At 66.0% G+C, this 13,879-nt stretch carries 11 protein-coding genes; 7 read left to right on the forward strand and 4 right to left on the reverse strand.

What is annotated here, in order from left to right; genetic code table 11:
- Positions 1–25: 25 nt before the first annotated feature.
- Both Q0030_RS37010 and Q0030_RS37015 read right to left on the reverse strand, forming a co-directional pair.
- Positions 26–1,651: a CYTH and CHAD domain-containing protein gene (locus Q0030_RS37010; protein ID WP_298378908.1), complete on the reverse strand. Its 1,626-nt coding sequence runs from the start codon at positions 1,649–1,651 to the stop codon at positions 26–28.
- 138 nt (positions 1,652–1,789) lie between these two features.
- Positions 1,790–1,939: a hypothetical protein gene (locus Q0030_RS37015; RefSeq protein ID WP_298378911.1), complete on the reverse strand. Its 150-nt coding sequence runs from the start codon at positions 1,937–1,939 to the stop codon at positions 1,790–1,792.
- An 86-nt stretch (positions 1,940–2,025) separates the two neighbouring features.
- On the opposite strand from Q0030_RS37015, the gene Q0030_RS37020 reads away from it, so the two are divergent.
- Together Q0030_RS37020 and Q0030_RS37025 are read left to right on the forward strand one after the other, a co-directional pair.
- Positions 2,026–3,834: a chloride channel protein gene (locus Q0030_RS37020; protein WP_298378914.1), complete on the forward strand. Its 1,809-nt coding sequence runs from the start codon at positions 2,026–2,028 to the stop codon at positions 3,832–3,834.
- A 168-nt stretch (positions 3,835–4,002) separates the two neighbouring features.
- A complete protein-coding gene (locus Q0030_RS37025; RefSeq protein WP_298378916.1) occupies positions 4,003–5,721 on the forward strand; it encodes an amidohydrolase family protein in 1,719 nt (572 codons plus the stop codon).
- Positions 5,722–5,922: 201 nt separating this feature from the next.
- Here Q0030_RS37025 and Q0030_RS37030 read toward each other — a convergent pair whose 3' ends face one another.
- Entirely contained in the window at positions 5,923–7,239 is a 1,317-nt protein-coding gene (locus Q0030_RS37030; RefSeq protein WP_298378919.1) for an MFS transporter, read from the reverse strand.
- Between the two features lie 245 nt (positions 7,240–7,484).
- Between Q0030_RS37030 and Q0030_RS37035 the strand changes: the two genes are divergently transcribed.
- From Q0030_RS37035 to Q0030_RS37055, 5 genes are all read left to right on the forward strand, one after another.
- Positions 7,485–8,243 (forward strand): class I SAM-dependent methyltransferase, encoded by a 759-nt coding sequence (locus Q0030_RS37035; RefSeq protein WP_298378922.1) that lies wholly within the window; start codon positions 7,485–7,487, stop codon positions 8,241–8,243.
- A 40-nt stretch (positions 8,244–8,283) separates the two neighbouring features.
- Positions 8,284–8,937 carry an ABC transporter ATP-binding protein gene (locus tag Q0030_RS37040; RefSeq protein WP_298378925.1) on the forward strand — a complete coding sequence of 218 codons (654 nt, stop codon included), beginning with the start codon at positions 8,284–8,286 and terminating at the stop codon, positions 8,935–8,937.
- Positions 8,934–11,393: an ABC transporter permease gene (locus tag Q0030_RS37045; RefSeq protein WP_298378928.1), complete on the forward strand. Its 2,460-nt coding sequence runs from the start codon at positions 8,934–8,936 to the stop codon at positions 11,391–11,393. Before Q0030_RS37040 ends, Q0030_RS37045 begins: the two co-directional genes overlap by 4 nt.
- 172 nt (positions 11,394–11,565) lie before the next feature.
- Positions 11,566–12,675 carry a lipocalin-like domain-containing protein gene (locus tag Q0030_RS37050; RefSeq protein ID WP_298378931.1) on the forward strand — a complete coding sequence of 370 codons (1,110 nt, stop codon included), beginning with the start codon at positions 11,566–11,568 and terminating at the stop codon, positions 12,673–12,675.
- Between the two features lie 106 nt (positions 12,676–12,781).
- Entirely contained in the window at positions 12,782–13,171 is a 390-nt protein-coding gene (locus Q0030_RS37055) for an MAPEG family protein (protein WP_298378934.1), read from the forward strand.
- Positions 13,172–13,337: 166 nt separating this feature from the next.
- On the opposite strand, the gene Q0030_RS37060 is transcribed toward Q0030_RS37055, so the two are convergent.
- On the reverse strand, positions 13,338–13,879 hold a 542-nt coding region (locus Q0030_RS37060; RefSeq protein WP_298378937.1), incomplete at its 5' end, for an ABC transporter substrate-binding protein.

Consider the following 13,879-nt stretch of genomic DNA (forward strand, 5'->3'; position numbering starts at 1 on the left):
GGCTCGGCCGATACCTGCCGCAAACTCACCGGCCCCAGAATGCGGGCGTCGTCTTGAATCGGCGCCAGCTCTTGCGCAGCGTTTTCGCCACCGCGATCTGATCGCGGGCCAGCCAGCCGGCCATCGCGCCGATGCCGAGGTGAAGCGCAGGCTGGTCGTCCTGCCGGATGGCGTGGAGCAGCACGCGCGTGCTTCCGATGTCGCACACCCGCCCCAGGCTGGTCTGCAGCCCGGCGAGCCGCTTGACGTAACGCTTCGCCGGCGCGTGGGACGCATAGAGCGGCAGGAAGAACTCCGCCGCGTAGCGCAACTTCTTGAGGTTGATTCTGAGATTGTGCTGCGCGTGGATATCGAGCCGCCGGAAGCGCGCACCACGCTTCAATGTCTTGCGATGCAATCGTTCCAGGATTTGATCGGCGAGCACCGGCATCGGTTGCGACAGGACAGCCAGCGCTTCGCTGTCGATCTCGTTGCGCCAGCCGCGGCGTTCCACCAGATGCCCCAGCGAGAGCAGAAAGCGGCTGCATCGGGGATCCGCCAGAACGCTTTGCAAGGTCCCGTAGCTCGACTTCCGTTGCTGTTGAACCGCCTGGCGGAGGCCATCCAGATCGATATCCGGAACCGCGCTGACCAGGCGGGTGATGGTCGTCTCGGCGAAGACGTCCCAATCCCGGGCCTGGCCGAGTTGGCGCATCAGCCATTTTGCTTCGCTGTTGATCGCCAGAAATGCCGGCGCTGGAATGTCGCGCCGGAACAGCGCACAGATCGTCCGCAAGCGCCGCAACGCCACGCGCATCTGGTGCACGCCTTCGGGGTCCGTTCCCTGCTCGGCCACCGCGTGATTTCTCAAAAGATGGTGCCAGCAGGAGCCCACCAGCAGCGCGATGACGTCGTCGACCGCAAGCTCCGCGGTGATACCGGGCAACTCGGCCTTCGCCGCCGATGGCGCGACATCGAACGCCAGCGCATAGCCGCGTTCCGCCTTGCTGCGCGTGCCGATCTGCAACGGCGCAGCGTCGAGCAGCTGGGTTCCCAGATCGAACAGGACGCCGGCATTGCCGCTCTTCAGTTCAAGCTCGATTTCCGACAGCACCTCCCGGCGCGCATCGGCCTCGATCGTCCCCTCGTCGAACGCGACTTCAACCGACGCATCGGGCAGATCGAGCTGCCGCGCGTGCCGGCGCACTTTTGTCGCGAACACCGGCACCAGTCCATCGTTGCTCAGCGCCGCCACGGGATCGCCGATCTCGTCGGCGGGGAACCGCGCCAGATCAGGGGCGATGCCTTCGACCGCCGCCTCCCATTGGCGTCGCGTCAGAGGCTGCGCGCCATTGGGCGCAAGCTTCAGCGTCTGGATGTAGCTTTTGCCGCTGCGTCGCACGCGCAGCGACATGCCATGCTGAAACAGCAGCCGCTCCGGCGTGTCGTAGTAGACGGTTTCCAGCCGGTGAAATGCGCCGCGATTGCGCGCATGCTGCACGATACAGGCTGCCTCGCGCAGTTTTTCGAGGCTTCCTTGCGGCGCAAGCAGCTTGAGTTCGATTTCCGCCTGATCGCCATGCCTCACGGCAATGGCAGTCCCCGCATCGGTCACGACCGGCCGCCGTCCATCGAATGAAATCGCCCCCGGCATGGTGTATGAAGGTTTCATGACAATGACAAGGCATATCGCGCCATTGCAGCCTGCATTGGCCGCAAATTCTATCTAAACTCACCCTTCTAAGTTGGATTTTGCCGCACCGCCATCCAAGCGCGAGAAGCGCGCTGAAGCGTTATGCGTAGCAGGAATTCATTCCGAACGCCGCGACAACACCTGCTTCAAGAGCGGCTCGATCCGCGACAGCTCGTCGAGATGAACCGCAGATAGTTCGGCGAGATGATCGGCCTTGATCGCAACCCGCTTTCGGGCCTTGCCTTGCGATTTCGGGGGTCCTTTCAACGCTGCTATTCGATCGCTCCCGCTTGTAATTATATCGCAATACGATATGACGCCCGCGTCCACGTCACCCGAGCCTTACGCCGCCCATGAGCGTCATTTCCACCAAATCGAGCGCCTCCGCCAAAACCAACGCTAAGATCACCGACAAGGCCAGCCACCTGCTGAGCGACTTCACCACCGATCCGCGCGTCGTGGTGATCTCGGCGATCGCCGTGTTCGTCTCCGCCGCCGGCGTGCTGGCCGGTGCGGGACTTCTGCAGCTGATCAAGCTTGCGACCAACATCGCCTATTTCGGCCAGTTCAGCTTCGCCGACCTGAAATTGCAGGACTCGCCGCTTGGGCTCTGGACCGTGCTGGTGCCGGTCGCGGGCTCGCTGATCATCGGCCTGATGGCGCGCTTCGGCAGCGAGAAGATCCGCGGCCACGGCATTCCGGAAGCCATCGAGGCGATTTTGCTCGGCCGTTCGCGACTCGATCCCAAGGTAGCGATCCTGAAGCCCTTGTCGTCGGCGGTGTCGATCGGCACCGGCGGTCCGTTCGGCGCCGAGGGCCCGATCATCATGACCGGCGGCGCGATCGGCTCGCTGATCGCGCAGATGCTCCCGGTGACGGACAACGAGCGCAAGACCTTGCTGGTGGCCGGCGCCGCCGCCGGCATGACCACGGTGTTCGGAACACCGATCGCCGCGATCATGCTCGCGGTCGAGCTCCTGCTGTTCGAATGGACGCCGCGCAGCTTCATTCCGGTGACTGTCGCCGCCGTAGTGGCGGCGGTCGGGCGCACCTTCCTGCACATGCCCGCGCCGCTGTTTCCGTTCACGGGCAGCGTCGACATCTCCGTGCTCCAGCTCGGCGCCTGGATGCTGATCGGAATCCTCTCCGGGCTGCTGTCCGGCGTGCTCACCCAGCTGGTCTATGGTTGCGAGGACATTTTCCTCAAGCTGCCGATCCACTGGATGTGGTGGCCGCTGATCGGCGGCCTGGTCGTCGGCCTCGGCGGGCTGATCGAACCGCAGGCGCTCGGTGTCGGCTATGACAACCTGGCTTCGATGCTGAACGGCGAGGTGGTGCTGAAAGCCGCGCTGCTGCTGCTCGTGGTGAAGGCCGTGATCTGGTCGGTCGCTCTGGGATCGGGCACGTCGGGCGGCGTGCTGGCGCCGCTGCTCATCATGGGCGGCGCGATGGGGACCGCGCTGAGCGGCTACCTGCCGGCGGCGAGCCCCGGCTTCTGGGCACTTCTGGCGATGGCGGCGACGATGGGCGGCACGATGCGATCGCCTTTGACCGCGACCTTCTTCGCGGTCGAGCTCACCGGCAACACCCATGTGCTGCTGCCGCTGATCGCGGCCTGCGGCACCGCGCATGGCGTCACGGTGCTGCTGATGCGGCGCTCGATCCTGACCGAGAAGGTCGCGCGGCGCGGCCACCATCTGGTGCGCGAGTACCGGGTCGATCCCTTCGCGCTGACACGCGTGCGCGACGTGATGACCAAGGCGGTCGAAACCGTTTCCGACACCATGACGCTGCACGGCGCGGCAGCCTTCCTGACCAACCCGAAGACCGGTCACCCGAGCTTCCCGGTCGTCGATGCCAACCATCACGTGCTCGGGGTGATCGACCCGCCGTCCGTGCTGCGCTGGCGCCGCGCCGGCAAGCATCGCACTGCGACGCTCAACCAGCTGCTGGCGGGCAGCAAGATCACCGTCGCCTATCCCGACGAGTATCTCGACCGGCTCGCCGACCGCCTGATGCAGGTCAACGTCTCGCATCTGCCTGTCATCTCGCGCGAGGATCAGCGCCTCGTCGGCTACATCGGCTGGAAGGACCTGATGCGGGTGCGCGCCAGGCTGCAGGCCGAGGAAACCCAGAAGACATCCTTCTTCGGCGCGCGGTAGGCACGCACTGGCTTCCCCGGCGGAACAAATTTTCCGCGCGGCGGCAACACTCGATCCCCGCTGGCAAATCGCTGCCAGCGCATCCCAGAGCTTCACCGGCGATGGTTGACAGCATCAAGGGCTCACCCATGATGCCAACAACCAAGAACAGCCCCGGGATGAAACGCCATGACCTCGACCCCAGACCTCGTGATCCGCGGCGGCAACATCGCCGACGGCAAGGGCGGCGACCTCTATGAGGCCGATGTCGCGATCTCGGGCGGCACGATCACCGAAGTCGGCAAGGTCTCTGCAAAAGGCAAGGAAGAGATCGACGCGCGCGGCAAGCTCGTTGCGCCCGGCTTCGTCGACGTCCACACCCATTACGACGGCCAGGTGACCTGGAGCCAGGACATCACGCCGTCATCGCAGAACGGCGTCACGACCGCGATCATGGGCAATTGCGGTGTCGGCTTCGCGCCGTGCCGGCCGAGCGACCACAACAGGCTGATCCAGCTGATGGAAGGCGTCGAGGACATTCCGGAGCCGGTGCTCTCCGCCGGCATTCCCTGGGCGTGGGAAAGCTTCCCCGACTACATGGAGTGGCTGTCGAAGCGCAGCTTCGACATGGACATCGGCGCACAACTGCCGCACGCGGCGCTGCGCGTCTATGTGATGGGCGAGCGCGGCGCGCGCCGCGATCCCGCGACGCCAGAGGACAACAAGGCGATGGCTGCGCTCGCAGGTGATGCGGTGCGATCCGGCGCGCTGGGTTTCTCGACCTCGCGTACGCTGAACCACCGCACCTCGACCGGCGACTACACGCCGACACTGAAGGCGGGCGAGGATGAATTGACGGCGATCGCCGGCGCGATGCACCGCGTCGGCCGCAGCGTGCTGCAGTTCGTGCTCGACCAGAGCACCGTGCATGAAGATTTGCCGATGATGCTGCGGGTCGCCGAGAACACGAGGTGCCCGATCTCGTTCTCGGTTGCCCAGGCCGACAAGGCGCCGCGGCGCTGGCGGCAGACCATGGACACCATCAATGAAGCCGCCGCCCGCGGCCTGTCGATCACGACCCAGATCGCGGCGCGCCCCGTCGGGCTGCTGCTCGGGCTCGAATTGTCGCGCAACCCGTTCCAGACCCATCCGAGCTATCGCGAAATCGCCAGGCTGCCGTTGGCCGAACGGCTGACGCATCTGCGCCGGCCCGAAGTGCGCGCCGCGATCCTGAGCGAAACCGCGACGGCGACCGACGATCCGCTGTTCTTCCGGCCGAACTACGACAAGATGTATCTGCTGGGTAATCCGCCGGACTATGAACAGCCGCCGGAAAACGCGCTCGGCCCACAGGCGCGCCGCCAGGGCCGACAGCCGGAAGAGCTCGCCTATGACGCGATGCTGACCGACGAGGGCCGCGGCATGCTCTATGTGCCGTTCCTGAACTATGCCGACGGCAATCTCGATGCCGTGCACGAGATGCTGCGCGAGCCGAGCGCCGTGCCGGGCCTGTCCGACGGTGGCGCGCATTGCGGCATCATCTGCGACGCCAGCTTCCCGACCTATCTGTTGACGCACTGGACGCGCGACCGCAGCCGCGGCGAGAAGCTCTCGATCCCGTTCGTGATCGCGGCGCAGTCGCGCAAGACCGCGCTGTCGGTCGGCCTCACTGATCGCGGCGTGATCGCGCCGGGCTTCAAGGCCGACGTCAACGTGATCGATTACGACCACCTGCATCTGCATCCGCCGAAGGTGCATTACGACCTGCCGGTCGGCGGCCGCCGTCTCTTGCAACAGGTCGACGGCTACGACGCCACCATCGTCTCCGGCGTGGTGACCCAGCGCGAAGGCAAGGCCACCGGCGCGCGGCCCGGCAGGCTGGTGCGCGGCGCGCGGGGATTGAACTGAGACCAGCGCAACGGCGTACCCTCCCCTGGAGGGGGAGGGTCGGATCACATTGAGCGCAGCGAAATGTGAGACGGGGTGGGGTGACCTCTCAACACGGGCAGTGCCCGAATGGAGAGATCACCCCACCCCGCTGTGCATTCCGCTTCGCTACATGCTCAGCGACCCTCCCCCTCCAGGGGAGGGTCGAAGCAGCGTGCCCCCTTACGTCGGCGACATCGCGCCCTTGATCGTACCCGCCGGCTGCGACGTGCCGGTCAGCCGCGCGCGTTCGGTGTTGGGCCACAGCAGCAGCAATCCGAGCAGGCCGGAGCCCGCCATGATCGCGGCGTTGATGGTGAAGCCCGACATGTAGCCGGCCATCGGCGTGGCGGCGTGCTGGATCACACTGCCCATCACCGTCGGCGCCAGGATGCCCGAGATCGTGTACAGCGCGCCGTAGATCGCGATGATCGCGCCACGCTGCGACACCGGCGTGAACTCGCCGAGCATCGGCGGGCACACCACATAGATCGAGCCGCACAGGCCGGAGCCGATCACCAGCAGTGCGATCATCAGCGCGCCCGGCGGCGCATAGGGCAGCATTGCAAGAATGGCGCCGCCGACGATCAGAGGCACCGAGCCGAGCACGCCGCGCGCGCCGCGGGTGGTGAAGCCGCGCGCCAGCATCAGCTGCGAGATCCAGCCGGTCAGGATTACGATCGTCGCACCGAAGATCCAGGGCAGGATCGAGACGAAGCCGGCCTGCTGCTGCGAGAAGCCGAGCCCTTCGATGATGAAGGACGTGAACCAGGTCAGCCCAAGCGACAGCGCCCAATAGGCGCCGAAGGTCGCGACCACGCAGCCGATGAAGGTGCGCGACGTCAGCAGCTTCCAGTAGGGAATCCGTGGTTCATCGGCAACAACGGCAGCCGTCGACACCAGCGGCCCTTCCTTGCCGAGCGCGAACCAGGCAACGGTCCAGAGCAGGCCGACGATGCCAAGCGCGCCGAAGGCGTGATGCCAGCTGTGATTGACGATGATCCAGTTCAGCGCCGGCACCGCGAGGATCACGCCAAACGCCGAACCCTGCGACAGGATCGCGGTCGGCAGCGTGCGCTTCTCGTCCGGAAACCATTTGTAGATCGCGTGCGCGGCGACCGAGAAGGCCGGTCCCTCGCCGGCGCCGAGGATGATGCGACAGATCGTGAGCGTCGTGAGGCTGACGGTGCCGATCATCGGAAATTGCGTCAGCGACCAGATCACCGCCAGGATCAGCAGCACCCAACGCGTGTCGACGCGGTTAACGATGAAGCCGACCACGATCGCCGAGATCGAGAACAGATAGAAGAAGGATGAGCCGAGATCGCCGAACTGCTCCGGGGTGAGACCCATCTCCTTCCGGATCGGCACGCCGGCAAGCCCGACCACGATCTTGTCCGCAAAGTTCACCACCATGTACAGGAACAGAAGGAAGGTGATTTGCCAGGCGCCTTTGGGCGTCCCCTTCGACATCCCCTTGGGCGTCGGTTGCGTCGTCATGTCTGGCTCCCCGTCGTTTCGTTTTTTGGCTCGTAAGATCGGCCCCGCCGGGATGCTAGCCACGCCTCGCCGCGCAACGCAACACCGCATTTCCTCAGGTTCTGTGGCCGGCGCGGCACGATGGCCGGACAGGCGCGCCCGATCACGATCGCGTCGTCGCGGCCAGTGAAGCGGTGATCTGTCATGGGCTGGCTGCTATGCTCGGGCTAACGAAAAGCCGAGGTTATTGAAGGTTGGGTTATTTCATGAACAGATCGATCCTTCGCGCGGCCGCCTGCGCTGCGCTTGTGTCCGCCGGGCTCCTCGCGGTGCCTAAAGTCCGCGCAGAGGACGCCGCCGCTCCCGACTATGCGGCGATTGTCGCCGCGCCCGATCGCAGCGATGCGGATCGTCAAGTCGACCAGCGCCGCCAGCCGGCCAAGATGCTCGCCTTTGCCGGCGTCAAGCCCGGCATGAACATCCTCGACATGGCGGCGAGCGCCGGCTACAGCACCGAACTCTTGGCGCGCACCGTCGCCCCGTCGGGCAAGGTCTACGCGCAGGACTCGGCGACTGTGCTCGAGCGCTTCGTAAAGGATAAATTCGATACCCGCGCCAAGGCGCCGGCGACGAAGAACGTCGTCCATGTGGTGCGCGACTATGACGACCCGATCCCGCCCGAGGTCAACAACCTCGACATGATCACCTTGTTCTTTTTCTATCACGACATCAGCTATCTGCCGGTGGACCGCGCCGCGATGAACAAGAAGATGTTCGCCGCGCTCAAACCCGGCGGCTTCCTCGTCATCGCGGACCACTCGGCCAAGGCGGGCGAAGGCACGAGCGTCGCCAAGACGCTGCACCGGATCGAGGAGAGCACCCTGAAGCAGGAGATCGAGGCGGCCGGCTTCAAGCTGGTGGCCGAGGGCGATTTCCTGCATCATGCGGAGGACCCGAAGGACATTCCCGTCTTCAAGGCACCGGTGCCGATCGACGAGTTCGTCCTGAAATACCAGAAGCCTTGAGTGAGGCACGGCCATCGCTTCATCTGACCAGACCGCCGCGGTGCTTCGCGTCACCGGCCTGACCAAGAGTTACCGCTCTGCCGGTGAAGACGTCGCGGTACTGCGCGGCGTCGATCTGGCCGTTGCGACCGGCGAGAGCGTGGCGCTATCAGGCGAATCCGGCAGCGGCAAGAGCACGCTGCTGCATCTGATCGCGGGGCTCGACGCCGCCGACAGCGGCGAGATCAGGCTTGCCGATATCACCGTCTCCGCCCTCAACGATGCCGGCCGCGCCGAGCTGCGCCGCGACCGGCTCGGTCTCGTGTTCCAGCAGTTCAACCTGATCCCGAGCCTGACGGTTGCGGACAATCTCGTCTTCCAGTCACGCATCGCCGGCCGCCACGATGCGGCCTGGCATGATGAACTGGTCGAGCGCCTTGGGCTCAAGCAGCTCCTGAAACGCTATCCCGAGCAATTGTCCGGCGGCCAGCAGCAGCGCGTCGCGATCGGCCGCGCGCTGGCGCCGAAGCCGCTGTTGCTGCTCGCCGACGAGCCGACCGGCAATCTCGACGAGGACACCGCCGACGAGGTGCTGCGGCTGGCGCGCGATCTGGTGGCGCGTACCGGTTGCGGCTTCCTGATGGTCACGCACAGCGCCCGGCTTGCCGCGACGCTCGACCGCCAGGTCACCCTGCATGCCGGGATCATCGCATGAGGCGGGCGTTGTGGATTCTTGCGGTGCTGCTCAGCCATTGGCGGCGGCATCCGATGCAGCTCGCAACCCTGCTGATCGGGCTGATCTCGGCCACCGCGCTGTGGAGCGGCGTGCAGGCGCTGAACCAGCAGGCCCGCATCGCCTATGACCGCGCCGCCGCGACCTTCGGCGGCTCGCGCACCGCCATGCTGGTGAGCCGCGACAGCGCGACCTTCCCGCAGCAACTATTCGTCGATCTGCGCCGCGCCGGCTGGCCGGTGTCGCCGATGCTGGAGGGCCGCGTCCAGATCGACGGCCGCAGCTTTCGCCTGCTCGGCGTCGAGCCGGTGACGCTGCCATCCGAGGTCGGCAACGCACCGGCGGTCGGACGCGGCAGCCTGCAATCCTTCGTCACGCCGCCAGGCGAAATGCTGGTGGCGGGCGAAACGCTGCGCGATCTCGGCCTCAAGGAGGGTGAACGGCCGCAGGCCAACGGCACGACCTTGCCGCCGCTGCGCGTGCAGGCCGAGCTCGCACCCGGCGCGCTGGTCGTCGATATCGGCATCGCGCAGGACATCCTGAAGATGCCCGGCCAGGTGTCGCGCCTGCTGGTCGGCAAGTCCAAAGCACCGCATGCAACGCTGGAAAGCGTGGCGGGCGATAAGCTTCGTCTGGTCGAGCCGAGCGCCGAAAGCGACCTCGAACGGCTGACCGATAGTTTCCATCTCAACCTCACTGCATTCGGCCTGCTATCGTTCTTCGTCGGCCTGTTCATCGTCAATTCCGCGATCGGCCTCGCCTTCGAGCAGCGGCTGCCGATGCTGCGCACCTTGCGCGCCTGCGGCGTCTCGGCGCGGCTGCTCAACACCGTGCTGGTGATCGAGCTGGTGTCGCTGGCGCTGGTCGCCGGCCTGATTGGCCTGGTCTGCGGTTACTTCATCGCGGCGGCCTTGCTGCCCGATGTCGCGGCGTCCCTGCGCGGGCTCTATGGCGCGCAGATCCCCGGGCAGCTTTCGCTCAAACCCGTCTGGTGGTTCGCCGGCATCGCCATCAGCATTCTGGGTGCGCTCGCAGCCGCCGCCGCGAGCCTTGCCAAGGCGATCCGGATGCCGGTGCTGGCGACGGCGCAACCGCAGGCCTGGCAGCAGGCGCAGCGCCGCTGGCTGATGTTCCAGAGCGCTGCGGCGCTCGCGGTGTTTGCGGTCGCCGCGGCTCTGATTCAGTTTGGCGATTCCCTGATCGCGGGCTTTGCGGTGCTGGCCGCGCTGATGCTCGGCGCGGCGTTGATCCTGCCGATGGTGCTGCAGATCGCGCTCGCGTTCGGCCAGCGCAGCGCGCGAGCGCCGGTCGGCATCTGGTTCTGGGCCGACAGCCGCCAGCAGCTCTCAGGCTTGTCGCTGGCGCTGATGGCGCTGTTGCTCGCGCTCGCGGTCAATGTCGGCGTCAGTACCATGGTGGAAAGCTTTAGCCGCACCTTCCTGGTCTGGCTCGACGGGCGCCTCGCCGCCGACGTCTACATCAGCGCCGCCAGCGATCAGCAGGCGAAAGAGATCAAGGCGTGGCTGCGCGATCGGCCGGAGGTTCAGGCGATCCTGCCCGGCGGCCGCGCCGACACCCAATTCGGCGGCGCGCCGATCGAAGTGCTCGGCCTGCCCGACCACGCCACCTATCACGACAACTGGCCGTTGCTCGAGAGCGCGTCCAATGCGTGGGTCAGGCTGCGTCCCGGCGACACCTGTCTGGTCAGCGAGCAGCTGTCGCGGCGGATGAAGCTTGCGATTGGCGATCATATCGAGGTGCCCGCCCCCGGCGGCAACTGGCCGCTCGAGATCGTCGGCATCTATGCCGATTACGGCAACCCCAAGGGCCAGATCGCGGTCAACTTCGCCGCGCTGACCCGGCGCTTCCCGCAAACGCCGCAGACCCGGATCGGGCTTCGCGTCGAGCCGGAAAAGATCGCATCGCTGATCACGGCGTTGCAGGGGAAGTTCGGCCTCGACGACCGCAACGTCGCCGACCAGGCGACGATGAAGCGGGAATCGAAGCGGGTGTTCAACCGCACCTTCTCGGTAACCGCGGCGCTCAACGCCTTCACGCTCGGCGTCGCCGGCATCGCGCTCCTGACCAGCCTGCTGACGCTGGCCAATTCGCGACTACCGCAGCTTGCGCCGCTTTGGGCGATCGGCCTGACGCGGCGGCGGCTCGCGGCGCTCGAACTGCTGAAGACCATGGCCGTCGCGCTGATCACCGCGCTGTTCGCGCTGCCGCTCGGCCTCCTGGTCGCGTGGTGCCTGCTTGCGATCGTCAATGTGAAAGCCTTCGGCTGGCGGCTGCCGTTCCACGTCTTCTCGTTGCAGCTGATCGAGCTACTCGCGGTGGCGCTCGCCGCCGCCTTCTGTGCGGCGGCGCTGCCGGTCGCTAGACTGGCGCGGATGCAGCCCGCCAGCCTGATCAGGATCTTCGTCAATGAGCGCTGAGACGCGATGAGGGCAATCAGCGACCGCAAAGAAACTCTTTCCCCTCTCCCGCTTGCGGGGGAGGGTCAGGGTGGGGGTATCTCCACAAGTCACATGGTGGAAGGAGCCCCCACCCGCCGCGCTGCGCGCGGCGACCTCCCCCGCAAGCGGGAGAGGTGAAGTGAGGTTGCGGATGCGCCGGTCCATACCACATGCGGTCGCCGCTAGCGCTGATATCACGCGCCGCGCCTTTGCCGGCGGTGCGCTGGCGCTGGCGCTCGGCGGCAAGAGCCTTGCGCAGGGCTTTGCCGGGCTCGGCGAGAATGCCGAAGGTTTTGCCGCGGTCACGCCGGGCAGGCCGTTCGTATTCCCCATCGATCACGGCCCACATCCGGAATTCCGGATCGAGTGGTGGTACGTGACGGCGAATCTCTCCGACGCGAATGGCGCCGCCTATGGCGCGCAATGGACGCTGTTCCGCCAGGCGATGAAGCCGGGCGGCCCCAGCGAGGGCTGGGCCAACCAGCAGGTCTGGATGGGGCACGCCGCCGTAACCAGCGCCACCACGCATCGCTTCAGCGAAGCCTTTGCGCGCGGCGGCGTTGGGCAGGCCGGTGTCGAAACCACGCCGTTCCGTGCCTGGATCGACGCCTGGGAGATGCGCGGGATCGACCCGTTCGATGCGCCGCGCGTCGCCCCGCTCGAACTGAAGGCCTCGGCCGCCGACTTCAGCACCGCGCTCCGCCTCGACGCCGACCGCCCGCTGGTGCTGCAAGGCGACCATGGCTACAGCCGCAAGTCGGATCGTGGACAGGCCTCCTATTACTACAGCCAGCCGTTCTACAAGGCGTCCGGCCGCATCGCGATCGACGACAGACCGGTGGACGTCACGGGCATGGCCTGGATGGATCGCGAATGGAGCAGCCAGCCATTGGCGGCGGATCAAACCGGCTGGGACTGGTTCTCGCTGCATCTGCCCGGCGACGAGAAGCTGATGCTGTACCGGCTGCGCCAGAAGGATGGCCGCGAAAAACTGTTCGGCAACTGGTTCACGCCGGACGGCCGCTCAGCCGAGATCGCGGCCAGCGGCAACAGCATTGCGCCGGTTGCGACATCGGAGATCGACGGCCGCAAGCTGCCGACGTCATGGCGCGTCACCCTTCCGGCGCGCGGCCTTGCCATCGAGACCACGCCGGTCAATCCGAAGGCCTGGATGGGGACCAGCTTCCCTTATTGGGAAGGTCCGATCCGCTTTTCGGGCAGCCACGCGGGAATCGGCTATCTTGAGATGACCGGGTACTGAAACGCCGACAGAAGATCGGCGCGGCCAAAATCGTCCAGCCAGTCACACCGGTCGCTGCCGCCCCGTCATGACATCGGGGCCAATGAAACAAGAGGACACGCCAGACATGTACCACTACACGGCCATCGTCACCTGCCTTGCAGTCGCGTTCTATTTCTTCACCTCGACACAGGTCGCGCGCGCCCGCGCCACCTATGGCGTCAAGCTGCCGGCGATCTCGGGCCATCCGGATTTCGAGCGCATCTTCCGCATCCAGATGAACACGCTGGAATGGATGCCGATCTTCCTGCCGTCGCTGTGGCTGTTTGCGATCTATATCGGCGATGCCGCGGCCGCCGCGGTCGGTGCGCTCTGGGTCATCGGTCGCATCGTCTACTTCATCGGCTATCGCGAGGCGGTGGCGAAGCGCAGCCGAGGTTTTGCGATCCAGGCGGTGGCCTCGATCATCCTATGGGTCGGCGCGATCGGCGGCGCGGTTTGGCGGCTGGCGCATTGAAGGCGCGATCGCGCCGCAACCACTCCCGTCGTCCTGGCAAAAGCCAGGACCCATAACCACAGGGCGTGGTTATGGGCAATCCGATGGCCACAGCGTGGTGCAACACATCCAGTCGGGGTAATGGGTCCTGGCTTTCGCCAGGACGACACCACCGTGGAAATGCGCGTCACTTCGTCAGCGGGCAGCCGCTGTCCTTGGCGGTGAAGAACGCCTTGTCGCCGGGCACCACGGCGATCTGCTTGTAATAGTCCCAGGGCTTCTTCGATTCCGAAGGCTTCTTGACCTCGAACAGATAGAGGTCGTGGACCATGCGGCCGTTGGCGAGCACCTTGCCCTTGGCAAAGGCGTCGTCGACCGGCAGCTCCTTCAGCTTCGCGGCGACCGCCTCGCTATCCTTGGTGCCGGCGGCCTTCACCGCCTTCAAATAGCTCAGCGTCGCCGAATAGGTGCCGGCATGGATCATGCTGGGCATGTGGCCGGTGCGCTTGATGAAGCGCTCGCTGAAGGCACGCGAGGCGTCGTCGTGATCCCAGTAGAAGCCCTCGGTGAGCACGAGACCCTGGGCAGCCTCCAGTCCGAGACCGTGCACCTCCGACAGCGTCATCAGCAGGCCGGCGAGCTTCTGGCCACCCCTGACGATGCCGAACTCGGCGGCCTGCTTGATCGAGTTGGTGGTGTCGAGGCCGGCATTGGCGAGCCCGATGATCT

Origin of the sequence: uncultured Bradyrhizobium sp., assembly GCF_947648125.1 — a bacterium.
Classification (GTDB): Bacteria; Pseudomonadota; Alphaproteobacteria; order Rhizobiales; family Xanthobacteraceae; genus Bradyrhizobium.